Consider the following 24,079-nt stretch of genomic DNA (forward strand, 5'->3'; position numbering starts at 1 on the left):
AATAATATCTAGCGTATTCTTTCGACGGCACTATATAGAAGGAACACGCTAGACGGTTACTGAAAAGCGACGATTCGAACCTCATCAAGTTGAGATAAATCGTATGTTTCTTGCGTTGGTTCAGCGATCACGACCGGTTGTTCTACACTCGGCGTGTAGCGTTGAATCGTTCCGCGCACACCACTGCTCAGTAAGACAGTCCGTCCTACTTCGTAAAAGCCGAGCAGTGTAGCTAAAAGCGTCAACGCTTCCCCATCGTATGCCTCATTTTGCCACATATAAAAATAGGCCTCTTCTGCTGTCAACGCTGCCCTGAACGTACGTGGGGCTGTCAATTGGCAGAACCGATCAGCGACGATGAACAACGGTGATGCAGGATGAAGGGCTCGTTCTTCTAGCCGATTCGGAAAACCTGACCCGTCTAGGCGTTCATGATGTTCGGCAATCAATTTACCGACCCTGGTTCTAAGTGTCTGATCTTGCGGTAACATCGCAAACGAGACGAGCGGGTGCTGATACAACAGCTCTCGTTCCATTTTTGTGAAATAGCGCATGTGGGACCACTTTCGTATTTTAGCGTAGCTCGCATCTGCGAAATAGGAAGCAACGCCATAATCGAATTGAATGCGGTGTTCGTCTCCTCGGTATTTCGATAGCGTCTTGGCTACTAAGGCTCGATAAATCGCATGATGAATCACATGATTTTTTCGAAGTGGTTGATTCGTGAAGAAGGTGACGATGGCCGATAGCGGATATTCACGTTTGAACAGTTGATGGACGAATTCAAGCGCTTCGTAAGGGTTGGGGGCAATTCGTTCTTCCCATTGGTTATAATGCCGTTCATATTGGAGCACTTTTGCACATAGATCGATTTCCTCGTCGCGGGTAAGATGGCGACATTCGACCGGAGCAACATCAATCGCTCCCACCTTTAAAAAACGGAGCAAGCGTAAATGTTCGTTTGTCAGTTTCGTTCCTGCCTCTAACGAAGAAACTGACGTCAAAAGCGTCATCCCAACGTGAACGTTTGAAATGGCAAGTCGCATGCTCATCCCTCCTGATTGTATGAAAAAAGGTCGAACGGAAGCACCGTTCAACCTTTTCGTCTTACTCAGTCTCTTCAGACGATGGGCCAACTTCGGGTGCTTCATCAACAAACCCATTCTCCACATCAACTGTCGATTCCTCTTCTAATTCATCTTCTAATTCATCTTTTTTCAGTTTAGCAATTGTCGCCAAGCGATCGCCATCTTCGATATTCATGACTTTGACACCGCGCGTGCTACGACCCATTTGCGAAATTGTTTGGGCATCGATTCGAATCGCGACACCGAGCTCGGTCATGAGCATGATGTCATCATCTTCATCGACTACGCGCATCCCGACGACAGTTCCGCGGTCTGTCTTGATTCCGATAATTCCAGAACCGCCTCGACCTTGTGTACGGAATTGTTCCATCGCCGTGCGTTTGCCATATCCTTTTTCCGTGATGATGAGCACGTCTTGCGTCGGGCGTACGATTTCCATCGAAACGACTCGATCATCATCTTTCTTCAATCGAATCGCACGTACACCGCGAGCGGTACGGCCCATCGAACGGACCTCACCTTCGAGCGGGAAGCGAATCGACATCCCTGCGTGTGTCACGATCAACATCTCGTCATCGCTCTTCGCGAGACGTACGGTAACGAGCTCATCGCTATCATTTAAGCTGATAGCACGCAACCCGTTTTTGTTGATGCGAGCATAGGCAGAAAGCGGTGACCGTTTGACAAGTCCGTGCTTCGTGATAAACACGAGTGACAATTGCTCATCAGCCACTTCTTCTTCTTCTGAACCTTCACCAACGTCCTCAACGATAGCTTTGTCCGCCAAATAGCTATTAAAGTCGACCGGAATCATCGTTTCGACCTTCTCGCCCTTATCGACTTGGAGCAAGTTGATAATCGGCATCCCTTTCGCGGTTCGGCTCATCTCAGGAATCTCATATCCTTTCAAGCGGAACACGCGACCGAAGTTCGTGAAGAACAAGATCGTATCGTGCGTTGAAGCAGATAAGAGGCGCAATACGAAGTCTTCGTCATTCGTACCCATTCCTTGTTTCCCTCGACCGCCACGGCGTTGTGTACGATACGAGTCACTCGGAATCGATTTGATGTAGCCTTCGCTCGTCAGTGCGATCATCATGTCCCGAACTGGGATCAAATCCTCATCCTCAAGCTCGATGATGTCGGTACGAATCACTGTACGACGTGCATCGCCGTAACGCTCTTTGATTTCAGTCAACTCATTGCGAATGATTTCGAGAAGGAGTTCCTCGTCCCCTAAAATCGCACGCAATTCTTCGATCAACGTACGGATCTCGCGATACTCGCCTTCGATTTTCTCGCGTTCAAGACCGGTCAACCGTTGGAGACGCATATCGAGAATGGCTTGTGTCTGCTCTGTTGATAGTCCGAAGCGAGCAATCAATTTCTCACGGGCCTCGTCACCGGTCCGCGTGCTGCGGATGATGGCGATGACTTCATCGAGGTGGTCGAGTGCGACACGGAGACCTTCGAGAATATGCGCACGCGCTTCTGCCTTATCGAGGTCGAACTGCGTCCGACGACGAACGACTTCTTTTTGGTGCTCGATGTAATAATAGATCGCTTGTTTCAAGTTGAGCGTTTTCGGACGTCCTCCGACGAGCGCGAGCATGTTCACCCCGAACGTCGTTTGCATCGGCGTCTGTTTATACAAGTTGTTCAAGATGACGCTTGCGTTCGCATCGCGGCGTACCTCGATGACGACGCGCATTCCGTTTCGGTCCGACTCGTCGCGAAGGTCTGTGATGCCCTCGATTTTCTTATCGCGAACTAGGTCAGCAATCTTTTCAACGAGACGTGCCTTGTTCACTTGATACGGAATTTCGTGGACGAGGATGCGTTCACGGCCGTTCTTCAACACTTGGATCTCGGCTTTCGCGCGCATCGTGATCGATCCGCGACCTGTCTCATACGCCCGGCGAATACCGCTGCGTCCTAAAATCTCACCAGACGTCGGAAAGTCCGGACCCGGAATGTACTGCATGAGCTCTGAAATCGTGATGTCCGGATTATGCGTGAGCGCAAGTACGCCATCGATTACTTCGTTCAAGTTATGTGGTGGTACGTTCGTCGCCATCCCGACCGCGATCCCGCTCGTACCATTGACGAGGAAGTTCGGGAAACGGGCCGGCATAACGACTGGTTCTTTCTCTTCACCATCAAAGTTTGCTTGATAGTCAATCGTGTTTTTACCGATATCGCGCACGAGTTCCATCGCGATTTTCGACATCCGGGCTTCCGTGTAACGCATTGCCGCTGCCGAGTCTCCATCGACGGACCCGAAGTTTCCGTGGCCATCGACGAGTTCGTAGCGATAACTGAAATCTTGGGCCATCCGGACCATCGTCTCGTAAACGGCTGAATCACCATGTGGGTGATATTTACCGATGACGTCCCCGACGACACGGGCAGACTTCTTATGGGGCTTGTCGGCACGAATCCCGAGCTCGTTCATCGCATAAAGGATACGGCGGTGAACCGGCTTGAGACCGTCTCGCACGTCCGGGAGGGCACGCGACACGATGACGCTCATCGCATAGTCCATGAACGACGTCCGCATCTCTTGGCTAATATTTATATCCTTGATATTTTCTTGTTCTGCCATTCGTTATTGCCTACCCTTCTTTTTAAATATCGAGGTTTTTCACGTAGTGTGCGTGTGACTGGATAAAGTCACGGCGCGGCTCGACATTGTCGCCCATGAGCGTCTCAAAGACCTCATCTGCCTCGATGGCGTCTTGAAGGTCGACACGAAGCATCGAGCGAGACTCTGGATTCATCGTCGTGCTCCAAAGTTGTTCCGGGTCCATCTCACCGAGACCCTTGTAGCGCTGTACACTATAGCGCGCGTTCTCAGGAAGTCGTTTGATTGCTTCTTGGAGTTCGCGGTCGTTTTGGACGTAAACAATCTCTTTACCATGTTTTACACCGTAGAGTGGCGGCTGGGCGATGTAGACGTAGCCGCTCTCAATAAGTGGCCGCATGTAACGATAGAAGAACGTCAGCAACAGTGTCCGGATGTGGGCACCATCGACGTCGGCATCGGTCATGATGATCAACTTATGGTAACGCGCCTTGCCGAGATCGAATTCGTCGGCGATCCCGGTCCCAAGTGCCGTGATGATTGTTCGGACTTCTTGGTTGGCTAAGATTTTATCGAGTCTTGCTTTCTCGACGTTGATGATCTTACCTCGGATTGGCAAAATCGCTTGGAAATGACGGTCGCGTCCTGACTTGGCTGATCCACCGGCCGAGTCACCCTCGACGATGTACAGTTCAGATTTTGATGCGTCCTTCGATGAACAGTCGGCCAGCTTACCTGGCAACGAGCTGACTTCAAGGATGCCTTTACGACGTGTCATTTCACGGGCGCGTTTGGCCGCGAGGCGGGCACGGGCTGCCATGAGCCCTTTGTCGACGATGAGTCGGCCGACCGACGGGTTCTCAAGCAAGAACTGTTCGAACGTCTCGCTAAAGAGTGAATCTGTCACCGTACGGGCGTCAGCGTTACCGAGCTTCGTCTTCGTCTGTCCCTCGAACTGCGGTGACGGGTGTTTGACCGAGACGATCGCGGTCATCCCCTCACGCACGTCGTCGCCAGAAAGGCTGCCATCAGCCTCTTTCATCAATCCAAAGCGTTTGGCGTAATCGTTGATCGCCCGTGTCAGTGCCGTTTTGAATCCGGTCTCGTGCGTTCCGCCTTCGTGTGTCGGAATGTTGTTTGTGAACGAGTAAATATTGCTAGAGAACCCTTCGTTGTACTGCAACGCGATCTCTACTTCGATCCCGTCTTTCGTGCCGTGTACATAAACCGGCTCCTCGTGGATCGAAGACTTCGAACGGTTCAAATGCTCGACGTAAGACTTGATCCCGCCTTCGTAATAATAGTTTCGCTCAATCGTTTCGTCGCCCCGCTCGTCTTTTGCGATGATACGGAGTCCTTTGTTCAAGAAAGCAAGTTCACGCAAGCGAGTTGCGAGAAGATCAAAATCGTATTCGAGTGTTTCATCGAAGATGTCTCCATCTGGGAAGAAACGAACCGTCGTACCGGTCGTGTCTGTCGTGCCGACAATCTCGAGCTCACCTTGAGGTGCGCCGCGTTTGAACGATTGATAGTAAACGTTACCGTTTCGGCGTACGAACACCTCGAGTTTCTTCGACAAGGCGTTAACGACGGACGCCCCGACTCCGTGCAAACCACCCGACACTTTATATCCACCGCCGCCAAATTTACCTCCGGCGTGGAGAACGGTGAAGATGACTTCGACGGCAGGACGTCCTGTCTTTTTCTGAATGTCGACCGGAATCCCCCGGCCATCATCTTCGACCACGACAGAGTTGCCTGGTTCGACCGTCACGGTAATCGTTTCACAATGACCGGCGAGCGCTTCATCAATCGAGTTGTCGACGACTTCCCACACTAAGTGGTGGAGCCCGCGCGAACTCGTCGAACCGATATACATCCCTGGGCGTTTACGAACGGCTTCTAACCCTTCAAGCACTTGAATCTGATCGGCACCGTAATCTTGCATTTGTTTTTCGTTTTCGTTACTCATCGGTTTCATTCACCTACTATACATGAATTGGTGTTCATAAGGATTGGTCGTACGTTAGACAGATTCCGTCTCAACTTTACCTTGTTTCACGTGAAACAACTTGGCTTGTTGAATCGTTTCGTGAGCAATTCCATCGATATTGGTCGTCGTAATAATCGTTTGGACTTTCTGCCCCATCGTATCAAGCAGATGGGTTTGGCGATGATCATCTAATTCAGATAAGACGTCGTCTAACAACAGCAGCGGATACTCCCCGACCTCTTCGTGGATCAGTTCAATCTCCGCTAGTTTTAACGACAAGGCCGCCGTGCGTTGCTGGCCCTGTGAACCGAACGTTTGGACGTTCCGATCATTAACGTACAATTCGAAGTCGTCGCGATGGGGACCGAACAAGGTCACACCTCTTCTTCGTTCGTTCTCTCTTATTTTATCAAACTTTTGCCGATACGTTTCAAACATCTGTTCTTTCGTGTGACGTTCTTTTTGAAACGTGTCCGAGACGTATTGAATCGTCAACGTTTCTAAGTTCCGAGTGATTCCTGCATGGATCGGTCCGGCCCATTTCTCGAGTTGATCGATAAAATGGTGGCGCCTGGAAACGATTTTGACGGCAAGCTCAATCAGTTGGTCGGTGAGCACTTCGAGCAATGTCTCGTCCCCACCTTTGATCGACAGTTGTTTTAAAAATGCATTCCGTTGCTTCAGTGTTTTCAAATACTGATTCAAGTCATGTAAGTAAATCGGACTGACTTGTCCGATTTCCATATCTAAAAAACGTCTTCGTCCTTGAGGGCTGCCTTTGACGATCGCAAGATCTTCTGGCGCGAACAAGACGACGTTGAACGCTCCGACGTAGTCACTGAGCCGTCGTTGCTCGAGGTGGTTCAGTTTCGCTTTTTTCCCTTTCGGAGAAAAGCTCAGCGACTGTACCGTTTCACCGGTACGTTTATGGATCCGACCCTCGACGATGGCCGTTTCCGCTTCCCATCCGATCAGTTCACGGTCTTGCGTCGTCCGATGCGACTTTGCGAGCGCAAGTACGTAAATCGATTCGAGCAGATTCGTTTTGCCTTGGGCGTTCTCACCGATGAGAACATTCGTCTGTTCTGAAAAATTTAGCTCAAGGGCTTCGTAGTTGCGGTAGTTTTGCAGTCGAATCGACAATAAGTGCACGTTAGTTCCCCTCGATTTGGAAGTCCCCGTAGCCCTCGACTTCAATCTTGTCTCCGTCGCGGAGTTTACGGCCGCGGCGTTGATCGACCTCGCCGTTCACTTTGATCTCAACGTCTTCCAAAAAGAATTTCGCTTGGCCTCCGCTTGAAATAATATCAGCTAATTTTAAAAATTGTCCGAGTGTTACATACTCGGTCGTAATCGACACTTTTTCCATGTCGTCACTTCCTTTCCTTCATACTTTTCACAAAAAATCGCCATACATATTAGTTTATCGAAAAACGTCGAATAAGGCAAAAATAGGGATGATAAGGTGAAACACCTCATCATCCCCGATTCGCTCCATCTTGATTACGATGTGCGGACTGGCAAAATCAACTGAAGGACACTATCTTGTTCGACCGGACGCAAAATGAACGGGCGCATCGAACCTGTGAATTGAACCTCGATTTCCGTCGCATCGAGCGCACGAAGCGCATCCATGACAAATTTCGAGTTGAACGAAATTTTGAGTTCTTCACCTTCGAGCGATAAGATGCTGACCCGCTCGGACACTTTCCCGACTTCAGGCGAGTGTGAAGAGACTTCGACCGTGTTCGCTTCTTCAGCCACGAACTTGATGACATTGTTGCGATCCGAACGTGCCAACAGCGATGCACGATCAATCGCCTGTAAGAAATCTTTCGCATTCAAACGAACTGCAGTCCGATATTCTTCTGGGATCAAGCGAGACGTATCTGGGTACGCTCCATCAAGAAGACGTGAAAAGAACGAAATGTTTTTCAGACGGAATAGAATCTGTTGGTCCGTCAAGACGATTTCAATCGGCAACTCTTCACGGTCGAGTAATTTCGCGAGCTCATTGAGTGAACGACCAGGTACGACGACATTTTGGAACGTCAAATCGTCATCTGTTTCAAAACGGGCCCGGCGCAGTGCCAACCGATGGCTATCCGTCGCGACGCATGTCAAAAATCCTTTTTCAGCTGAGAAATTCACACCTGTCAGGACTGGACGTGTCTCTTGCGACGAGACGGCAAAGCTTGTTTGGCGAATGATCGTCTTCAACAAATCGGCCGGAAGATAGAACCGGCGGTCGCTCGCTAGTTCAGGGAGACGTGGATACTCGTCTGGGTCGAGTCCGTTCAGATGGAACTCCGCTTGACCTGATTCGATACGCGTCATGAAGTTTGGTGAGACTTCGAGTGTGACTTCGTTCGTCGGGAGCTTCTTGACGATTTCACCAAGGAAACGGGCGTTCAAGACGACGCTACCGGCACGTTGGATTTGGATGAGTTCGATTCCACCCTCTTCGACCGGGATCAATCGTTCGATCGAAATTTCCGTATCACTTCCTGTGAGCGTCAATCCATCCGCATGGGCTTCGAGTTTTAATCCTGTCAAAATTGGGATCGTCGTTCTAGAAGCAACAGCTTTTGATACATCTTGTACGGCTTGCATGAATACATCGCGCTGAATCGTTAAGTGCATGTGGATAATTCCTCCTAAGTGAAATGAGTCATATAGTTTAATAATAATAGTATTATTTAAGTCATAATAGTAATAAGGGCTGTGGATAGTGGGGATAACTCACTTGAACAACTGGTGTTGAGCCAATCTGCCTGTGAATAACGTGTGGATAACTCGGCTTGTTTATCCACAGGATATCCACAAGAGAAATGAGACGGTTACGACAACGCCTTCTTCAATGTTTTAATCGTCTCTTGCATCTCCGGATCATGCTTGAGTAACGTGCTAATCTTCTCATGCGCGTGGATAACTGTCGTGTGATCCCGCCCACCGAACTCTTCTCCGATTTTAGGGAGTGAGCTCTCGGTCATCTCGCGTGATAAATACATCGCGATCTGTCTCGGGAAAGCGAGCGTCTTCGTCCGTTTTTTCGCTTTGAGCTCATCGACCTCGATATTAAAGTGATGACCGACGATCTCTTGGATGTCACGGATGACAATCTTCTTCGCTTCTTGCACCGGCATGATGTTGTGGAGCGCTTCGGCAGCGACATCAGGGTCAATCGGCCGGGCGACGAGCTTCGCATAGGCGACGACGCGGGTAAGTGCGCCTTCAAGCTCACGAATGTTCGTGTCGATTTGATTCGCGATATAGAGCATGACGTCATTGGCGATATCAAGCCCTTCAGCTGTCGCTTTCTTCCGTAAAATCGCGATCCGCGTCTCGAGGTCAGGCGGCGTGATATCCGTGATCAGTCCCCATTCGAACCGAGACCGGAGACGATCTTCTAACGTCGGAATCTCTTTAGGCGGCCGATCGCTCGAGATGACGATTTGTTTTTGATCGTTATGGAGCGCATTGAACGTGTGGAAGAACTCTTCTTGCGTCTGTTCTTTCCCGGCCAAGAACTGAATGTCATCTATTAATAGAACATCGATGTTCCGGTAACGGTTACGGAACTCCTCTGTCTTATTGTCGCGGATTGAGTTAATGAACTCGTTTGTAAACTTTTCCGACGAAACGTAGGCGATTCGTGCGCCTGGCTTCTGCCCTTTCACGTAATGACCGATCGCATGCATCAAGTGTGTCTTTCCAAGTCCGACTCCCCCATAGATGAAGAGCGGATTGTAAGCTCTCGCAGGCGCTTCAGCCACAGCCAGTGAGGCAGCATGGGCAAACCGGTTGCCCGAACCGATGACGAACGTTTCAAAGATATACTTATCGTTTAATTGACCGAGGTTCCCTTCCTCTTTTGATCGTACTGGAACCGGCTGCTCTCTCGTTTCTGTAGCGGCAATCGCTTCTTTTGATCCCTCTGCAGGAGCATACTTGTGCGCTTGCGACTCCTCGATAAAATGAATCTCAAGTCGATTGTTCGTCACTTCCTCAACCGTATCTTGCAATAATGACAAGTACTGACGTTCGAGCCAAGTGACAATGAAACTAGCGGGGGCGGATACGACGAGTGTCGTTCCCATCAATGAAATTCCTTCCGTTGACTTCAACCACATGTCAAAGCTAGCTTTTGGTGTTCGTTCTTCTTCGTCGATTAGAGATAAAACATTTCTCCAAATCTCGCGAGCATTTTTCAATGAAAGACCTCCTTTACTCACATATTGGCGAAACTTATTCACATGATATACACATTCACTATTCTTATAGTAGAAACTAGGCTTATCCCCAGGAAACAAAAACTGTGGATAACGTTATCCACAAGGTGTTAACTATGGGGATAACAGTTATCCACAGGCTGTGTATATCTCGGAATTGATGAAATATCATCCACGAGTTGTGCACATTTAGTTTATCAAAATAAAATAGACGTGGCAACGGTTTTTGACATTTATCCACAGATTTAAAAAACAATCCACAGGCACTTATCCACATGCTGTGGACAGTGTGGATAAGCTGTGGATATGTTGTGGATAAACTTAAAGGGGACGAGCCGCCATGAAAAAGTTATACACAAAAGAGGGAGAAAGAGAATAACGTATTGTTTTTGTAAGAGAAGAAAGTAGAATTTTAAGAAACCGTACGTTACAATTGTTGAAAAAGATGGAGTTATACACATATAAGTGTGGATAACTAGGTGGATATGTGGATAAAATGGCTTTATCAAGCTATTTGTAAAAGAATGACGGCTTAAATGTAAAGGTTGCGTCTCGTTTAGTCCCCTATTTTATCGATGTCTAGCCTGATCCGTCTAGTTGGGGAGATCAAGTTCATCGTTGTTAACTATTCGTACCCGATTCGAAAACCTCTTGAAATGCCATTGACAATCGGTAGAACAGTTTATATAATCTTAAAGACTGCCTTAAATGAAACTATAACTTGCTAATAGAGCGTTAACCTTGAGGAGGTGCTTTAACCATGAAACCAACTTTTAATCCTAACAACCGTAAGCGTAAAAAAGTTCACGGATTCCGTTCGCGTATGGCGACTAAAAACGGCCGCAACATTCTTGCAGCTCGTCGTCGTAAAGGCCGCAAAGCCTTGACTGTCTAATAAAGATCAAAAGATTGCCCGGGGAACTGATCCTCGGGCAATCTTTTTTTATCGTCACAGAATTGAACGGAAAAAATCGATTCTCACTCGTTGAAATGAATGGGATATGATATGATGTTAGGTGACGATTTTTGAAGCGAAGGATGGAGTGAAAATTTTGAAAAAAGAATACCGCCTCCAAAAGAATGAAGAGTTCCAAGCGGTGTTTCGCGAAGGACGCTCCGTGGCTAATCGTCAGTTTGTCGTCTACACTCAGAAGGCGGATCAAGCGCATTTCCGGGTTGGACTTTCTGTCAGCAAAAAGTTAGGGAACGCAGTGGAACGAAACCGAATGAAACGATTGATGCGTGAATCGCTTCGCTTGCTCGAACCGAACGTGGCTCCGCATAAGTATGTCATCATCGCTCGTAAACCAGCGACGTCCCTCTCGCAAGATGAAGTGACGGAGAGTTTGAAACATGTGTTCAAACGGGCTAAAGTTTGGCAACAGAGGCAAGTCGATCGATCATAACAATCCGAGCTCGTTCTTTCATATATAACGCGAACTAATTAGGATTGACCGATAGACGTGTGAGGCAACTAAAAAGAATCGATACAGAAAGCGTAGGAGGAATTATGAGCAAAAACCTGAAATTAGGATTATTGGCCGTCATGACTGGTGTCATCTTGTTGATGGCCGGATGTGTCGATCCATCGACAATCCAAGGAGAGCCAATCACGGCTGAAACGGAAGGCTTCTGGTCTAAATACTTTGTATGGCCACTAGCATGGTTGTTAAAAGAAGCGGCTTATTTAATCGGCGGCACTTGGCAGTACGGGTATTCGATCATCGTTGCGACGATCATCGTCCGCCTCTTGATCTTACCGCTCATGATCAAGCAAACGAAGAGTATGGGTGCGATGCAAGTGTTGCAGCCGGAAATGCTCAAGCTTCGTGAGAAGTATAGCTCGAAAGACCAAGAGACACAGCGTAAACTGCAAGAAGAAATGATGAAGATGTATCAAGACTACCAAATCAACCCGCTCGCAGGGTGTTTGCCAATCTTGATTCAAATGCCGATCTTGTTCGCATTCTATGATGCGATTCGTCGGACACCTGAAATCTTTGAAGCAAGTTTCCTTTGGTTCGACCTTGGTGCGCCGGATCCGACGTTCATCTTGCCGATCCTTGCTGCGATCTTGACGTATGCCCAACAAAAAATCTCAATGGCGGGGCAAGAACAAAACCCGCAGTTAAAGATGATGCTTTATATCTTCCCGGTCATGATTTTCGTCATGTCGATCACCCTCCCGGCAGCCCTCTCGATGTACTGGGTCGTCGGTTACATCATCTCAATCATCGTGACGATGGCAATCATGTTGCCGATGCGTGAGAAGATGAAAGTTCAAGCTGAAGCGAAAATCGCTGCGAAAGAAGCAGAGCGCGCGGTACTCGCAGAAGAAGAAAAACAGAACAAAAAGAAAAAACGCAAATAAACGTTGAGGCTGTGGATAAATAATCCACAGCCTTTTTTTGTGACAAGAGAAGTATTGTGGATAAAATGCGGGAATAGGATTAAAGACCAATTATCTGAACCAAGAAGGGAGCATTCCTAATGGAGACGCTGATCAAACGGCTTGAACGTTCGACGTTAGTACAAGCCGGTATTTATTTGGTAGTCGGGTTACTGATTTTATTTAATCCGCGCTTTTTCTTTGACGTCATCGTTTATCTCGTCGCCGGTTATTTTGCTGTACTCGGTCTTTGGGTGTTGTTCCAAGGTCTTCGCCAACGAAAAGATGGGTTGCCGCCATCGTTCTTTATGGGGATCGTCTATATCTTGATTGCCTTAATCGTCTTTTTCTTCGCTGAAACGTTAGCCAGCCTCTTACCGCTCTTCATCGGTTTCTTGTTCTTGTTTGGCGGGCTCATCCGGCTCATTCAAGCCGTTGGTTTTCGCAAGACGATTGCGAATCGGTGGATGTTCTTTCTATTGAGCAGCTTGTTGTGGATCGGGATCGGACTACTCATGCTGGCGAACCCGTTCGACAGCTTACTCGTCTTGTTTCAATTGTTCGGTGGCTTTTTAATTGCCGTCGGTCTCATCGAATTAGTACTCTATTTCACGCTTCGGTCTGCAAGACGCCAGCACGTATGAACGAAGAGCCGCCTGATTTTACAGGCGGCTCTTTTCGCGTTGGAGCAAATTTATGAAAAACGGTCGGATTGTTGCGAATCCTTCGATTGTCTCCAAAAATCGACGCTCCTCCTCTAGGCGAGCGACGTACAGTCGCGCTGCCGTGGCATGTTTTGTCGGGGTCAACGACTCATACCACGCACGCAAATCAATGTGGGCGCGTGCAGCCACGTCTTTCAACCCGAGGACGCTACGATGCGGCTCGTAATGGGCTGCAAGGACGTAGGCGAAATGGTTCATCCCTTGGCGCAACATCTCGACGGCCCAAATGTCGTTTCCGCGGTCGCGTGCTTTCGTATATTGAAAGAAAAACCAAATCGTATCGAAGGCGTGCCCGTATAAGTCACCTGTAGCCAAGGTGAGCGAACGGGGATGATGTTCAAGCCGGTTGCCGGGGTCGAACAGCACCATAATTTCGTCGTGTCCGTTCAACGTCTCCGACGTGACGGTGAACAAGTCGACGTGTAAGAAGTCATCGTAGACGACAATCAGTTGCGGGGCGACGATGTCGATGTCGTCCTCGAGCAAGATTGGACGGTACGCCGACAAGTGCTGGCGCCGTCGGCTTAAAAAGTCAGCGACCTTCTCCGGGGCGACCATGACATAAAGGTCGACGTCCGAATGTTCATCGCCTTCCCCGCGTCCAAACGATCCTTTAAGAAAAATCGCTTGAACGGCTTCGTCTTGCTGTAACACGTCCGTCAGTTTAGAAATGGCCTCAAGTTGTCTCATTCCGTCGTGCCTCCTTTGGAAATATATTCCGCTATTGTACAAAAGTAAAAGCTGAAAAAGCAACTCGTGATGGAAAGGTCGGACCCTTTCGTTCGAGCTAAATATCGTGTATAGTAGGTGCGTTATGCATATGATAGATAAAGATGTTTGAAGTATGGGAGGGGAAGATTATGCTAGAGTTTGACACGATTACAGCCATTTCGACGCCGATGGGTGAAGGGGCAATCGGAATCGTCCGTTTGTCCGGTGACAAGGCTGTCGAGACGACGGCGAACGTGTTCGCGGGCAAAGACTTGACGGAAGTGGACTCGCACACGATCCATTACGGAAAACTGAAACGGCCTGGCACAGACGAGGTCATCGATGAAGTGATGGTCAGCGTCATGCGGGCGCCGAAGACGTTCACGCGAGAAGACGTCGTCGAAATCAACTGTCACGGAGGAATCGTCGCGGTCAATCGTGTCCTCGAGCTGATCCTCGAACAACCGAACATTCGATTGGCAGAACCAGGCGAGTTCACGAAGCGCGCCTTTTTGAATGGCCGCATCGACTTGTCACAAGCGGAAGCGGTCATGGATTTGATTCGGGCGAAGACCGACCGCGCCATGACCGTGGCGATGTCACAGATGGAAGGTCGTTTGTCGCGGCTCGTCCGTGATTTGCGTCAACTGTTGCTTGAAACGATCGCGGCCGTCGAGGTCAATATCGATTATCCAGAGTACGATGCTGAAGAGATGACGCAAGCGATCGTCGAAGAGAAGGCAGGCGAAGTGAAACGTGTGCTTGAACAACTGCTCGAGACGGCTCGGCAAGGGAAAATTTTGCGCGAAGGTCTCGCGACAGCAATCATCGGACGGCCGAACGTCGGCAAGTCCTCGCTGCTCAACACACTCGTCCAGGAAACGAAGGCGATCGTCACCGAAATCGCGGGTACGACGCGCGACACGATCGAAGAGTACGTGAACGTCAAAGGCGTTCCGCTCAAGCTGATCGATACGGCCGGGATCCGCGAGACGGAAGACATCGTCGAACGGATCGGTGTTGAAAAATCGCGGAAGGCGCTTGCGGGCGCCGATCTCATCTTGCTCGTCTTGAACGGTCATGAGGGCTTGACGGTCGAAGATGAGGCGCTATTCGAGGCGATTGCCGGCATGAATGCGATCATCATCATCAACAAGACGGACTTGCCACAAAACATGGATTCTTCTAAGCTAGAGAAATTAGCGGCAGGGCGCCCGATTGTGGCTACATCGCTATTATTGGAAGAAGGGATCGATGCGCTTGAAAAGGCGATTTCGAACTTGTTCTTCGCCAAAGGCGTTGAGTCGCAAGATATGACATATATCTCGAACGCACGACACATTCAACTCATTAAACGGACGATCGAGCAAATCGATGAGGCGCTCGGTAGCGCCGGCATGAACATGCCGATTGACATGGTCCAAATTGATTTACGTCGGGCGTGGGATACGCTCGGGGAAATCAATGGGGACACGGTCCAGGAAAGTTTGATCGATCAACTGTTTTCACAGTTTTGTCTTGGGAAATAAGAAGGAGGAAACACTATGGCTTACACGGCAGGCGAGTTTGACGTCATCGTCATCGGAGCCGGTCACGCGGGGATCGAAGCGGCACTTGCGTCGGCGCGCATGGGCGCGAAGACAGCGATGCTCACGATGAACCCGGACATGGTCGGGTTTATGTATTGCAATCCGTCGATCGGAGGTCCCGCTAAAGGGATCGTCGTTCGTGAAATCGATGCCCTCGGAGGCGAGATGGCGAAAGCGATTGACGCGACATATATTCAAATGAAAATGCTCAACACATCAAAAGGTCCAGCGGTGCGTGCGTTACGGGCGCAAGCGGACAAATTCCAATATCAAAATCACATGAAGAAAGTACTTGAAGACGAGCCGAACCTGTTGCTTCGTCAAGCACTCGTCGAGCGACTCATCGTCGAAGACGGGCAAGTGCGCGGCGTCATCACGAACACAGGCTCGGAGTATCGGGCGAACGCGGTCATCGTCACGACCGGTACGTTCATGCGCGGACAGATCATCATCGGAGAACTGTCTTATGAGAGCGGTCCGAACAACCAAATGCCTTCTGTCGAGCTGTCGAAGCATCTCGAAGAACTCGGGCTTGAACTTGTTCGTTTCAAGACGGGTACGCCGCCGCGAATCGACGGAAAGACGATCGATTATTCAAAAACGGAGATTCAGCCGGGGGACGAGAACCCGTCGCTCTTCTCTTACACGTCGACCGATCTCAATCCGATCGAACAGATCCCATGCTGGCTAACGTATACGAGCGAGCGGACGCACCAGTTGATCGACGAGAACTTACATCGTTCGCCGATGTATTCGGGCGCGATCAAAGGGACAGGGCCACGCTACTGTCCGTCGATTGAAGATAAAGTCGTTCGTTTCAACGACAAGCCGCGTCATCAAATCTTCCTCGAGCCAGAAGGCCGCGACACGGAAGAAATCTACGTCCAAGGCTTCTCGACGAGCATGCCGGAAGACGTCCAGCACCAGATGCTCCGGACGATCCCGGGTCTTGAGAACTCAGAGATGATGCGCCCCGGTTACGCGATCGAATACGACGCGGTCGTACCGACGCAACTTTGGCCGACACTCGAGACGAAGACGGTCAGCGGTCTGTTCACGGCTGGGCAGATCAACGGGACGAGCGGATACGAGGAGGCAGCCGGGCAAGGTATCATGGCCGGTATGAACGCCGCCTGCAAAGTGCTCGGGAAAGACCCGGTCATCTTGGACCGGTCGCAAGCGTATATCGGTGTCTTGATCGACGACCTCGTGACGAAAGGGACGAACGAGCCGTACCGTCTGCTGACGTCACGTGCCGAATATCGCTTGCTCCTTCGCCACGATAACGCCGATCTTCGCCTCAGCGACATCGGACACGAAGTCGGTTTGTTGTCGGCTGAGCGCCATGAAAACCTTGAAGACAAACGTACAGCCATCGCTGCGGAAGTGAAGCGGCTCCAGTCGCTCGTGATCAAACCGTCGGCTGAAGTGAATGCGATTTTGGAAGAAGTCGGGGCGAACCCGCTCAAAGAAGCAGCACATGCCAACATCTTGTTAAAGCGGCCCGAAGTGACGTACGCGACGCTGACGCGGTTTGCACCGGCTCCGGTCGAAGTGCCGTTCGAAGTGGCTGAACAAGTCGAGATTCAAGTGAAATATGAAGGCTACATCTCGAAACAGCTCGAGCAAGTCGAAAAAATGCGTCGTATGGAAGAAAAGCGCATCCCTGAGAAGCTCGACTATGACGCGATCAGTGGTCTTGCGACGGAAGCACAACAAAAATTGAAACAAGTTCGTCCGCTCTCGATTGGACAAGCGTCACGTATTTCCGGGGTGAACCCGGCCGACGTATCGATTCTTCTTGTCTATATCGAGCAGGGACAATACGCAACGGTGGAGTGAAACGATGAATCAATCCCAATTTATTGAAGCCTTACAGGCAGAAGGGTTCGAACTGAGCGAGAAACAACTCGCCCAGTTCGAACGGTATTTCGAGATGCTCGTCGAATGGAACGAGAAGATGAATTTGACGGCAATCACGGATAAAGAAGAAGTCTATTTGAAGCATTTCTACGATTCGCTGAGCGCTGCGTTTCATTTCGACTTCACGACCGTCGAGACGGTATGTGACGTCGGCGCCGGGGCAGGATTCCCGAGCTTACCGCTCAAAATCTTGTTCCCGCACTTACATGTGACGATTGTCGATTCGCTCAACAAGCGCATCACGTTCTTGAACGAACTCGCCCTCGCTCTCGAGCTAGATGGCGTCGCGTTCCACCATGGACGCGCCGAAGAGTTCGGGAAAAATAAAAAATTCCGTGAGCAATTTGATGTCGTGACGGCCCGTGCCGTCGCGCGGATGACGGTGCTCGCCGAGTACTGTCTACCGCTCGCAAAAGTCGGCGGAACGTTCGTGGCGCTCAAAGCCGCGAAAGTTTCCGATGAACTTGTGGACGCGAAAAATGCCTTGGCGGTGCTCGGTGGGAAAGTAAAAGCGACACACCAGTTCCTATTGCCAGGAGAGATGAGTGAGCGTAATATCGTAATTGTAGATAAATTACGTAAAACGCCCGGGAAATATCCGCGTAAAGCGGGAACGCCGGCGAAAGAGCCGCTAATCTGAGTATTCTTGTTTCACGTGAAACTAAAAGCAGATTCCAGTGGTGGAATCTGCTTATTTTTTACATAAAGGGGTGCCGACGTTGAAGAAAACATTTGCTAAACTGTTCGGAAGTCGTCAAGAAGTGGCCGTCACGGAAATGACGCAAGTTAAACCGAACGACACGGTCCAAGAAATCGCTTTAGCATTACTTCTTCCAAACCGTTATCAACCGCGTAAAGTATTTGAACCGGCTAAGATTGAAGAGTTGGCCGTCACGATCGAAGAGCACGGATTGCTTCAGCCGATCGTTGTTCGTAAGGCGGAAGGGGACCGCTATGAGATCATCGCTGGGGAACGTCGTTTTCGTGCGGTCAAATCGTTAGGATGGTCCGTCATTCCGGCTATCGTCCGTGACATGGATGACGATACAACGGCCGCCTTGGCGCTCATCGAAAACTTACAACGCGAACAGCTTAGCCCGATTGAAGAAGCGGAAGCGTATGACCGGTTGTTGTCGATGAAACAGTTGACGCAAGATGCGCTCGCGAAGAGCCTGGGTAAGAGCCAGTCGACAATCGCGAACAAGTTACGCCTCTTGAAGCTGCCGAACGACGTCAAACAATGTTTACGTGACCGTCAAATCAACGAACGACATGCCCGGGCGCTCTTGCCGCTCAAAGAAAAGTTGCTGCAAATTCAAGTACTCACGGAGATCCTTGAAGAAGACTATAACGTCAAAGAGACGGAACAGCGTGTCGCGTTCTTGACGACACCGATTGAAGAAGAAAAACGGAAACCGAAGAAGCAACGCCGGCGGACGAAAAGTTTTGCCCGAGACACTCGAATCGCGATCAACACGATTCGTGACTCGATTGATTTGATCGGGAAAACCGGTATCGAAGTTCAAACCGAAGAAGTCGATGAAGAAGAGTTTGTTGAAATTCGAATCCGAATCCCAAAAGCGCGGCCACAAAAGTGAGCTCGTGCTTTTTTTATAAATCATAAACAAGGAGGCGTCACGATGGAAAAGTTAGCGCTCAAATTTATCCGTCCCAACCCGAACCAACCAAGGAAGCAATTCGAAGCCGAGAAGCTAGAAGAGCTGCGACAATCGATTGAACGGTACGGTGTCTTACAGCCCATCGTCGTCCGTAAGGCGAGCGGCTATTATGAGATCATCGCCGGCGAGCGGCGCTATCAGGCGGCGCGACTTGCCGGAAAAGAAGACATTCCCGCGCTCGTCGTGACGGCCGACTCGGATCGGGTCATGGAGCTCGCGCTCATCGAGAACATCCAACGGGCTGATTTGAACGCGATCGAAGAAGCGCTCGCCTATGAGCAACTCATGCAGACATTAGGGCTGACGCAACAACAGCTCGCCGAACGTGTCGGGAAGAGCCGGAGCCATGTGACGAACAGCCTCCGGCTCCTGAGACTGCCGAGCGCGGTCCAACACGCGGTCATGGTCGGGGAACTGACGATGGGTCATGCCCGTGCCATCACCGGCATGAAGTCGGAGGCGGCGATGGAACAAATCGCGCGACGTGTCATTGCTGAGCAGTGGACGGTCCGCCGGCTCGAGCGCCATTTGCAAAAAGAGCGCACAGAAAAAAAGACGCTCAAACGCTCAGACTCAGACGTCGAAGCCGTCGAGGCCGTGCTTGCGGAACGTCTTCAAATGGATGTCTCGATTCGGTCACGTCGAAAAGGCGGCGTCCTCGAGTTGAAATATTTTTCGCAGGAAGACTTGGAACATTTGTTGACGCTTTTGTCACCTCAAGATTTTGATTCGTCACGTGATTGACGAAGTCTTGTGAACGCGGCCTCTTCATGGTGGATGTTTCCGATTCGTGAATCGAATTCGACGAATCCGGCGGTGACGAAGCGCGCCAGTTCGTAAACGAGGTGGAGACGCGTGTTTTGTAGAATCATCATCTCCATGAAGCCGCTCACGTTGACGACCGCCTTGATGTTGTATTCGCCGACCGATGGGAGTTCTTTTTGAACGCCAGCTCCCGGTGCGAGCGGGCCTTCCGAGAAGAAGACGTAACCGACGCTCGATAAGCGGCCGAGGCAGGCATCGATGGCGATGATGAGCGGACGGTGAAAGCGTGTCTGAATCTCATGGAGCGTTTCTACTAGGTTTAAGGCATGGACCGGTTTCGTGAGTGTCCCGTAGACGTGCAAGTTCCGAACCATTTTTTCCTCGAGAAACGTACCGACGAGGGGACCGAGCGAATCTCCGGTCGAACGGTCGGATCCGATGCAGACGAGAACGATCGGACGGTGTGTCTCGCTCGCCAACTGTTCATGAAGCTGGTCAGCAAAAAGTTTGGATCCACTCCGTTCAGTATGTTCGATGAAGAAAGAGTATGGTTTATGAGGTTTTAGGCGAAACGGCATGAATCTCATCCTCTCTTCTAAGCTGTTTGGGATCTAGTTGCAATTGTGGAAGGATATCGTATTAACCCATTCCCGGAACGAAGAAACTTATAACGTCCGGATGTAGGGTTTGAGAAAAGTCATCAATTATGGTTTGATGGGTTAGAATATATGACTTTAGAGGTGACAACATGGCTTCACAGAATACAGAAACAGATTTAAGTACGGTGGCTGACGAGACGATTAATAACGTCAACCGCTTCGTCGCGTATTTTCAAGATACAGAGATGTGGATCGCTCTTGGGATTAAGCTGACCGGGGTCGTGCTCATCATCGTGGCGTTGTATGCGGCGACAAGAATATTAACGTCGATGGTCCAGCGCGTTTTCACGTTACGTAAAATCCATGAAGATAACATTGTGGCGCAACGGCAAAATGAAACGCTTTTGAAACTGGCGCAAAACACGATCCGTTATGTGATTGGGCTCATTATGATTTTGACCGTACTCGGTCAATTCGGGGTCAATATCGCTGGTTTGATCGCATCGGCCGGGGTCGCGGGTCTCGCCATCTCGTTCGGTGCCCAAAACTTGGTCAAAGACGTCATCACAGGCGCGTTCATTATTTTTGAGAACCAGTACAAGAACGGGGACTATGTGAACTTGAACCAACAAGTCGACGGGACCGTCATCGAAGTTGGCATCCGGACGACGAAACTTAAAGGATTGAACGGACAAGTGACGATCATTCCGAACGGCCAGATCATGCAAGTGACGAACTACTCGCTTGAGAATAGCGTCGCTGTCGTCGATATCGGGGTCGCTTATGAGGAAGAGACGGAACGGGTCGAGAAAGCGCTGAAAGAAATCGCGAAGGCGGTCGAAGAAAAGTATCACGATCTGTTCATCGAACCGATCACACTCGCCGGTGTGCAGTCGCTCGGACCCTCGGAAGTCGTGTACCGTCTTATGGCCGAAGTGCCGCCGACGCAACATTTCGCGGCAGGCCGGATTTTGCATAAAGAGTTGAAGGCCGGACTTGATGAGCGCGGGATTGAAATTCCATATCCGCGCACGGTCATGATGTCTCCAACCACTTCGACTAAAGGAGCGCCCGAAAATGCAGGCTAAATCGTATGAGTTAAACGATTTTGTAGAGATGAAGAAACCGCACGCTTGTCAAACGAACCGTTGGCAAGTCACACGTGTCGGGATGGACATCCGCATCAAATGTCAAGGCTGCGGAGCGAGCGTCTTAATGCCGCGACGTGACTTTGACAAACGTTTGAAAAAAGTGCTTAAACAAGAGAACGCCGCTGAATAAGTGGCGTTCTTCTCTATGTTGCAACCGTGAGTTGCGGTTTAATCGAGGACTATCTATAATTGTGAAGGATGTGACGGTGTGGTGTACTGAACGTACCCACTCCACAGACGGATCAACATTTCCCGGGAAACGCCGGATGAGGAGGAAATATAAGTGGGATTAACAGCAGGAATCGTCGGGTTACCGAACGTCGGGAAATCGACATTATTTAACGCCATCACGCAAGCAGGTGTAGAAGCGGCCAACTATCCGTTTGCTACAATCGACCCGAACGTCGGAGTCGTCGAAGTACCGGACGCGCGTCTGGACCGGTTGACGGAACTCGTCAAACCGAAGAAGACGGTACCGACAGCGTTCGAATTTACAGATATCGCCGGAATCGTCAAAGGAGCATCAAAAGGAGAAGGGCTCGGGAACAAGTTCCTGGCCAACATCCGTGAAGTGGACGCGATTTGCCAAGTCGTCCGTTGTTTTGAAGATGACAACATCACCCACGTCGCCGGTAAAGTATCGCCGATCGATGACATCACGACAATCAACCTCGAGCTCATTTTGGCGGACCTTGAACTTGTCGACAAGCGCATCACGCGCGTTCAAAAAATGGTGAAGTCAAAAGATAAAGGGGCCGCGCAAGAACTTGAAGCACTCGAGATTGTCCAAGCGGTCCTCGAATCAGAGCGCCCGGCCCGTGTAGCAGAATTGACGGAAGACCAACTCGCGATCGTCAAACACTTCCAACTGTTGACGATGAAACCGATGCTTTATGTCGCGAACGTGAGCGAAGACGAAGTCGCAGACTCGGACAATAACAAGTATGTGCAAGCCGTACGTGAACACGCCGCGACGGAAGATGCGAAAGTGATCGTCATCTGCGCGCGCATCGAGGAAGAGATCTCTGAGCTTGAGCCAGAAGAGCGCCTCGAGTTCTTGCAAGACCTCGGGATCGAAGAGTCTGGCCTCGATCAACTGATCCATGCCGCGTACTCGACGCTTGGTCTCGCCACATACTTCACGGCAGGTGAGAAAGAAGTCCGTGCTTGGACGTTCAAACAAGGGATGAAGGCTCCTCAGTGTGCCGGCGTCATCCACTCGGACTTTGAGCGTGGATTCATCCGGGCCGAAGTCGTCTCGTACGAAGACTTGTCGGCTGCCGGCAACATGACACTCGTCAAAGAACAAGGCAAGTTGCGTTCAGAAGGTAAAGAATATGTGTTCGAAGATGGCGACGTAGTCACGTTCCGCTTCAACGTTTAAGACATTTCCTTGAAACGTATTGTAAAATGCAAATAAGTTTGATAGTATATTATGACGTGAGTAAAACAATTGTTTGCTCCTTGCTCCTGCAACCGGTAGGAGCCGCTAGTCCAAGAGGAGGTGAAAGATAATGCGTAAATATGAACTACTTTACATTATCCGTCCATCAGTTGATGAGGAAGCTAAAAAAGCGTTGATTGAACGTTTTAACAACGTCATCACTGACAACGGAGGTACTGTTGAAAAAACAACAGATATGGGTAAACGTCGTTTCGCTTACGAGATCAACAAAATGCGCGAAGGATACTACGTTCTTCTTAGCATCACTGCTGAACCTAAAGCGATCCAAGAAACAGAGCGTCTCATGAAGATCTCTGATGACGTTGTCCGTCAAATGACAACTAAAGATGAGCGTTGATTCTTGACGCTTCATATTGTGAAAGGGGAGCTTTGAGATGATTAACCGAGTTGTGTTAGTTGGTCGATTGACACGCGATCCAGAAATGCGTTATACGCAGAGCGGAATCGCCGTAACTCGCTTCACTCTCGCTTGCGATCGTCCATTCACTGGACAAGATGGGAAGCGTGAGGCGGACTTTATTGATTGTGTCGTTTGGCGCAAACAAGCAGAGAACGTGGCGCAATATTTGAAAAAAGGCAGCATGGCCGGCGTAGACGGTCGCCTTCAAATCAGTAGTTACGAGGGTCAAGATGGCCAACGTCGTTACCGGGCAGAAGTCGTAGCAGATAGCGTACGCTTCCTTGAACCACGCGGTGCCTCAGCGCAACGTGATACAGCACCAGCGGGAGATGTTTTCGGTGGTGGTGAGTCAAGTGGATCAGGATGGGGCGCAGCTGCTTCTTCGACTTCATCTCAGTCCTCAAACCAATCTTCAAACCAATCTTCAAACAAAGGTTTTGAAGCAGATCCGTTCTCGGGTGGCGGCAAAATCGACTTATCGGATGACGATCTACCATTTTGATCGCGTCGATTCGAAACTAAACTAATAAAGGAGGTCTTCACATGGCACGTCGTCCAGGAGGTCGTCGTCGTCGTAAAGTATGTTTCTTTACGTCGAACAACATCACTCATATCGATTATAAAGACGTAGAATTGCTCAAGCGCTTCGTTTCAGAGCGTGGGAAAATTCTTCCACGTCGTGTGACTGGTACTTCAGCGAAATACCAACGTCCACTTACTGTCGCTATCAAGCGTTCACGTCAAATGGCTTTGCTTCCATACGTTGCAGAGTAATGTTTGACACAC

24 protein-coding genes are annotated in these 24,079 nt (G+C 49.8%); 15 read left to right on the top strand and 9 right to left on the bottom strand.

The window, feature by feature from the left end:
- Window positions 1-56: 56 nt before the first annotated feature.
- The 7 genes from A6395_RS08505 to dnaA form a co-directional block, all read right to left on the bottom strand.
- The gene (locus A6395_RS08505; protein WP_071398675.1) at window positions 57-1,046 is read right to left on the bottom strand and encodes an HD-GYP domain-containing protein; all 990 of its coding nucleotides are present in this window, start codon (window positions 1,044-1,046) and stop codon (window positions 57-59) included.
- Window positions 1,047-1,107: 61 nt separating this feature from the next.
- A complete protein-coding gene (gyrA, locus tag A6395_RS08510; protein ID WP_071398676.1) occupies window positions 1,108-3,693 on the bottom strand; it encodes a DNA gyrase subunit A in 2,586 nt (861 codons plus the stop codon).
- Between the two features lie 22 nt (window positions 3,694-3,715).
- Window positions 3,716-5,644, bottom strand: coding sequence for a DNA topoisomerase (ATP-hydrolyzing) subunit B (gene gyrB / locus A6395_RS08515; protein WP_071398677.1), 1,929 nt, complete (start codon window positions 5,642-5,644; stop codon window positions 3,716-3,718).
- A gap of 54 nt (window positions 5,645-5,698) precedes the next feature.
- Entirely contained in the window at window positions 5,699-6,817 is a 1,119-nt protein-coding gene (gene recF, locus A6395_RS08520) for a DNA replication/repair protein RecF (RefSeq protein ID WP_070329327.1), read from the bottom strand.
- Between the two features lies 1 nt (window position 6,818).
- Complete coding sequence (gene yaaA, locus A6395_RS08525; protein ID WP_070329328.1) at window positions 6,819-7,034, bottom strand: S4 domain-containing protein YaaA; 216 nt, start codon at window positions 7,032-7,034, stop codon at window positions 6,819-6,821.
- Window positions 7,035-7,168: 134 nt separating this feature from the next.
- On the bottom strand, window positions 7,169-8,308 hold the full coding sequence (gene dnaN / locus A6395_RS08530; RefSeq protein ID WP_070329329.1) for a DNA polymerase III subunit beta: 1,140 nt from the start codon (window positions 8,306-8,308) through the stop codon (window positions 7,169-7,171).
- A gap of 197 nt (window positions 8,309-8,505) precedes the next feature.
- On the bottom strand, window positions 8,506-9,879 hold the full coding sequence (gene dnaA, locus A6395_RS08535) for a chromosomal replication initiator protein DnaA (protein ID WP_070329330.1): 1,374 nt from the start codon (window positions 9,877-9,879) through the stop codon (window positions 8,506-8,508).
- Window positions 9,880-10,657: 778 nt separating this feature from the next.
- Between dnaA and rpmH the strand changes: the two genes are divergently transcribed.
- The 4 genes from rpmH (at window position 10,658) to A6395_RS08550 (ending at window position 12,930) form a co-directional block, all read left to right on the top strand.
- Complete coding sequence (gene rpmH / locus A6395_RS15750; RefSeq protein WP_083274156.1) at window positions 10,658-10,792, top strand: 50S ribosomal protein L34; 135 nt, start codon at window positions 10,658-10,660, stop codon at window positions 10,790-10,792.
- Window positions 10,793-10,949: 157 nt separating this feature from the next.
- Window positions 10,950-11,303 (top strand): ribonuclease P protein component, encoded by a 354-nt coding sequence (rnpA, locus tag A6395_RS08540; protein ID WP_071398687.1) that lies wholly within the window; start codon window positions 10,950-10,952, stop codon window positions 11,301-11,303.
- A gap of 104 nt (window positions 11,304-11,407) precedes the next feature.
- Window positions 11,408-12,268 carry a membrane protein insertase YidC gene (gene yidC, locus A6395_RS08545; RefSeq protein ID WP_071398678.1) on the top strand — a complete coding sequence of 287 codons (861 nt, stop codon included), beginning with the start codon at window positions 11,408-11,410 and terminating at the stop codon, window positions 12,266-12,268.
- Between the two features lie 119 nt (window positions 12,269-12,387).
- Entirely contained in the window at window positions 12,388-12,930 is a 543-nt protein-coding gene (locus A6395_RS08550) for an HdeD family acid-resistance protein (protein ID WP_071398679.1), read from the top strand.
- A gap of 18 nt (window positions 12,931-12,948) precedes the next feature.
- Here the strand turns inward: A6395_RS08550 and A6395_RS08555 are convergent, their stop codons facing one another.
- Window positions 12,949-13,701, bottom strand: a complete 753-nt coding sequence (locus A6395_RS08555; protein WP_071398680.1) for a nucleotidyltransferase domain-containing protein — start codon at window positions 13,699-13,701, stop codon at window positions 12,949-12,951.
- 170 nt (window positions 13,702-13,871) lie between these two features.
- Here A6395_RS08555 and mnmE point away from each other — a divergent pair, with 170 nt between their 5' ends.
- The 5 genes from mnmE (at window position 13,872) to A6395_RS08580 (ending at window position 19,657) form a co-directional block, all read left to right on the top strand.
- Window positions 13,872-15,251 (top strand): tRNA uridine-5-carboxymethylaminomethyl(34) synthesis GTPase MnmE, encoded by a 1,380-nt coding sequence (mnmE, locus tag A6395_RS08560; protein WP_070329335.1) that lies wholly within the window; start codon window positions 13,872-13,874, stop codon window positions 15,249-15,251.
- A 15-nt stretch (window positions 15,252-15,266) separates the two neighbouring features.
- Window positions 15,267-17,153: a tRNA uridine-5-carboxymethylaminomethyl(34) synthesis enzyme MnmG gene (gene mnmG / locus A6395_RS08565; protein WP_071398681.1), complete on the top strand. Its 1,887-nt coding sequence runs from the start codon at window positions 15,267-15,269 to the stop codon at window positions 17,151-17,153.
- 4 nt (window positions 17,154-17,157) lie between these two features.
- The gene (gene rsmG, locus A6395_RS08570) at window positions 17,158-17,874 is read left to right on the top strand and encodes a 16S rRNA (guanine(527)-N(7))-methyltransferase RsmG (protein WP_071398682.1); all 717 of its coding nucleotides are present in this window, start codon (window positions 17,158-17,160) and stop codon (window positions 17,872-17,874) included.
- A gap of 79 nt (window positions 17,875-17,953) precedes the next feature.
- Window positions 17,954-18,832, top strand: coding sequence for a nucleoid occlusion protein (gene noc, locus A6395_RS08575; protein WP_071398683.1), 879 nt, complete (start codon window positions 17,954-17,956; stop codon window positions 18,830-18,832).
- 42 nt (window positions 18,833-18,874) lie between these two features.
- Window positions 18,875-19,657 (top strand): ParB/RepB/Spo0J family partition protein, encoded by a 783-nt coding sequence (locus tag A6395_RS08580; RefSeq protein ID WP_071398684.1) that lies wholly within the window; start codon window positions 18,875-18,877, stop codon window positions 19,655-19,657.
- Here A6395_RS08580 and yyaC read toward each other — a convergent pair.
- A complete protein-coding gene (yyaC, locus tag A6395_RS08585) occupies window positions 19,630-20,256 on the bottom strand; it encodes a spore protease YyaC (RefSeq protein WP_070329339.1) in 627 nt (208 codons plus the stop codon). The genes A6395_RS08580 and yyaC overlap by 28 nt on opposite strands.
- Window positions 20,257-20,426: 170 nt before the next feature.
- Between yyaC and A6395_RS08590 the strand changes: the two genes are divergently transcribed.
- The 6 genes from A6395_RS08590 to rpsR all read left to right on the top strand — a co-directional run bounded on the left by A6395_RS08590 (window position 20,427) and on the right by rpsR (window position 24,067).
- Complete coding sequence (locus tag A6395_RS08590; protein ID WP_071398685.1) at window positions 20,427-21,365, top strand: mechanosensitive ion channel family protein; 939 nt, start codon at window positions 20,427-20,429, stop codon at window positions 21,363-21,365.
- Window positions 21,355-21,558 (top strand): DUF951 domain-containing protein, encoded by a 204-nt coding sequence (locus tag A6395_RS08595; protein ID WP_016509068.1) that lies wholly within the window; start codon window positions 21,355-21,357, stop codon window positions 21,556-21,558. The genes A6395_RS08590 and A6395_RS08595 overlap by 11 nt, the downstream gene beginning before the upstream one ends.
- Before the next feature lie 153 nt (window positions 21,559-21,711).
- Window positions 21,712-22,812, top strand: a complete 1,101-nt coding sequence (ychF, locus tag A6395_RS08600; protein ID WP_070329341.1) for a redox-regulated ATPase YchF — start codon at window positions 21,712-21,714, stop codon at window positions 22,810-22,812.
- Window positions 22,813-22,942: 130 nt separating this feature from the next.
- Window positions 22,943-23,230, top strand: coding sequence for a 30S ribosomal protein S6 (rpsF, locus tag A6395_RS08605; protein ID WP_071398686.1), 288 nt, complete (start codon window positions 22,943-22,945; stop codon window positions 23,228-23,230).
- A 37-nt stretch (window positions 23,231-23,267) separates the two neighbouring features.
- Window positions 23,268-23,795, top strand: a complete 528-nt coding sequence (gene ssb, locus A6395_RS08610; RefSeq protein ID WP_070329342.1) for a single-stranded DNA-binding protein — start codon at window positions 23,268-23,270, stop codon at window positions 23,793-23,795.
- Between the two features lie 41 nt (window positions 23,796-23,836).
- Window positions 23,837-24,067 (top strand): 30S ribosomal protein S18, encoded by a 231-nt coding sequence (gene rpsR / locus A6395_RS08615; protein ID WP_015880232.1) that lies wholly within the window; start codon window positions 23,837-23,839, stop codon window positions 24,065-24,067.
- The last annotated feature ends 12 nt before the right edge of the window (window positions 24,068-24,079 follow it).

Source organism: Exiguobacterium sp. SH31 (assembly GCF_001816105.1).
Taxonomy (GTDB): domain Bacteria; phylum Bacillota; class Bacilli; order Exiguobacteriales; family Exiguobacteriaceae; genus Exiguobacterium; species Exiguobacterium aurantiacum_A.

Coding starts and splice junctions, on each gene's coding strand:
- A6395_RS08595 (WP_016509068.1), top strand. CDS start 21,355: ATGCAGGCTAAATCGTATGAGTTAAACGATTTTGTAGAGATGAAGAAA.
- dnaN (WP_070329329.1), bottom strand. CDS start 8,308: ATGCACTTAACGATTCAGCGCGATGTATTCATGCAAGCCGTACAAGAT.
- yyaC (WP_070329339.1), bottom strand. CDS start 20,256: ATGCCGTTTCGCCTAAAACCTCATAAACCATACTCTTTCTTCATCGAA.
- mnmG (WP_071398681.1), top strand. CDS start 15,267: ATGGCTTACACGGCAGGCGAGTTTGACGTCATCGTCATCGGAGCCGGT.
- A6395_RS08550 (WP_071398679.1), top strand. CDS start 12,388: ATGGAGACGCTGATCAAACGGCTTGAACGTTCGACGTTAGTACAAGCC.
- gyrA (WP_071398676.1), bottom strand. CDS start 3,693: ATGGCAGAACAAGAAAATATCAAGGATATAAATATTAGCCAAGAGATG.
- gyrB (WP_071398677.1), bottom strand. CDS start 5,644: ATGAGTAACGAAAACGAAAAACAAATGCAAGATTACGGTGCCGATCAG.
- mnmE (WP_070329335.1), top strand. CDS start 13,872: ATGCTAGAGTTTGACACGATTACAGCCATTTCGACGCCGATGGGTGAA.
- ssb (WP_070329342.1), top strand. CDS start 23,268: ATGATTAACCGAGTTGTGTTAGTTGGTCGATTGACACGCGATCCAGAA.
- A6395_RS08590 (WP_071398685.1), top strand. CDS start 20,427: ATGGCTTCACAGAATACAGAAACAGATTTAAGTACGGTGGCTGACGAG.
- rpsR (WP_015880232.1), top strand. CDS start 23,837: ATGGCACGTCGTCCAGGAGGTCGTCGTCGTCGTAAAGTATGTTTCTTT.
- rpsF (WP_071398686.1), top strand. CDS start 22,943: ATGCGTAAATATGAACTACTTTACATTATCCGTCCATCAGTTGATGAG.
- A6395_RS08580 (WP_071398684.1), top strand. CDS start 18,875: ATGGAAAAGTTAGCGCTCAAATTTATCCGTCCCAACCCGAACCAACCA.
- A6395_RS08505 (WP_071398675.1), bottom strand. CDS start 1,046: ATGCGACTTGCCATTTCAAACGTTCACGTTGGGATGACGCTTTTGACG.
- rsmG (WP_071398682.1), top strand. CDS start 17,158: ATGAATCAATCCCAATTTATTGAAGCCTTACAGGCAGAAGGGTTCGAA.
- yidC (WP_071398678.1), top strand. CDS start 11,408: ATGAGCAAAAACCTGAAATTAGGATTATTGGCCGTCATGACTGGTGTC.
- rpmH (WP_083274156.1), top strand. CDS start 10,658: ATGAAACCAACTTTTAATCCTAACAACCGTAAGCGTAAAAAAGTTCAC.
- A6395_RS08555 (WP_071398680.1), bottom strand. CDS start 13,701: ATGAGACAACTTGAGGCCATTTCTAAACTGACGGACGTGTTACAGCAA.
- yaaA (WP_070329328.1), bottom strand. CDS start 7,034: ATGGAAAAAGTGTCGATTACGACCGAGTATGTAACACTCGGACAATTT.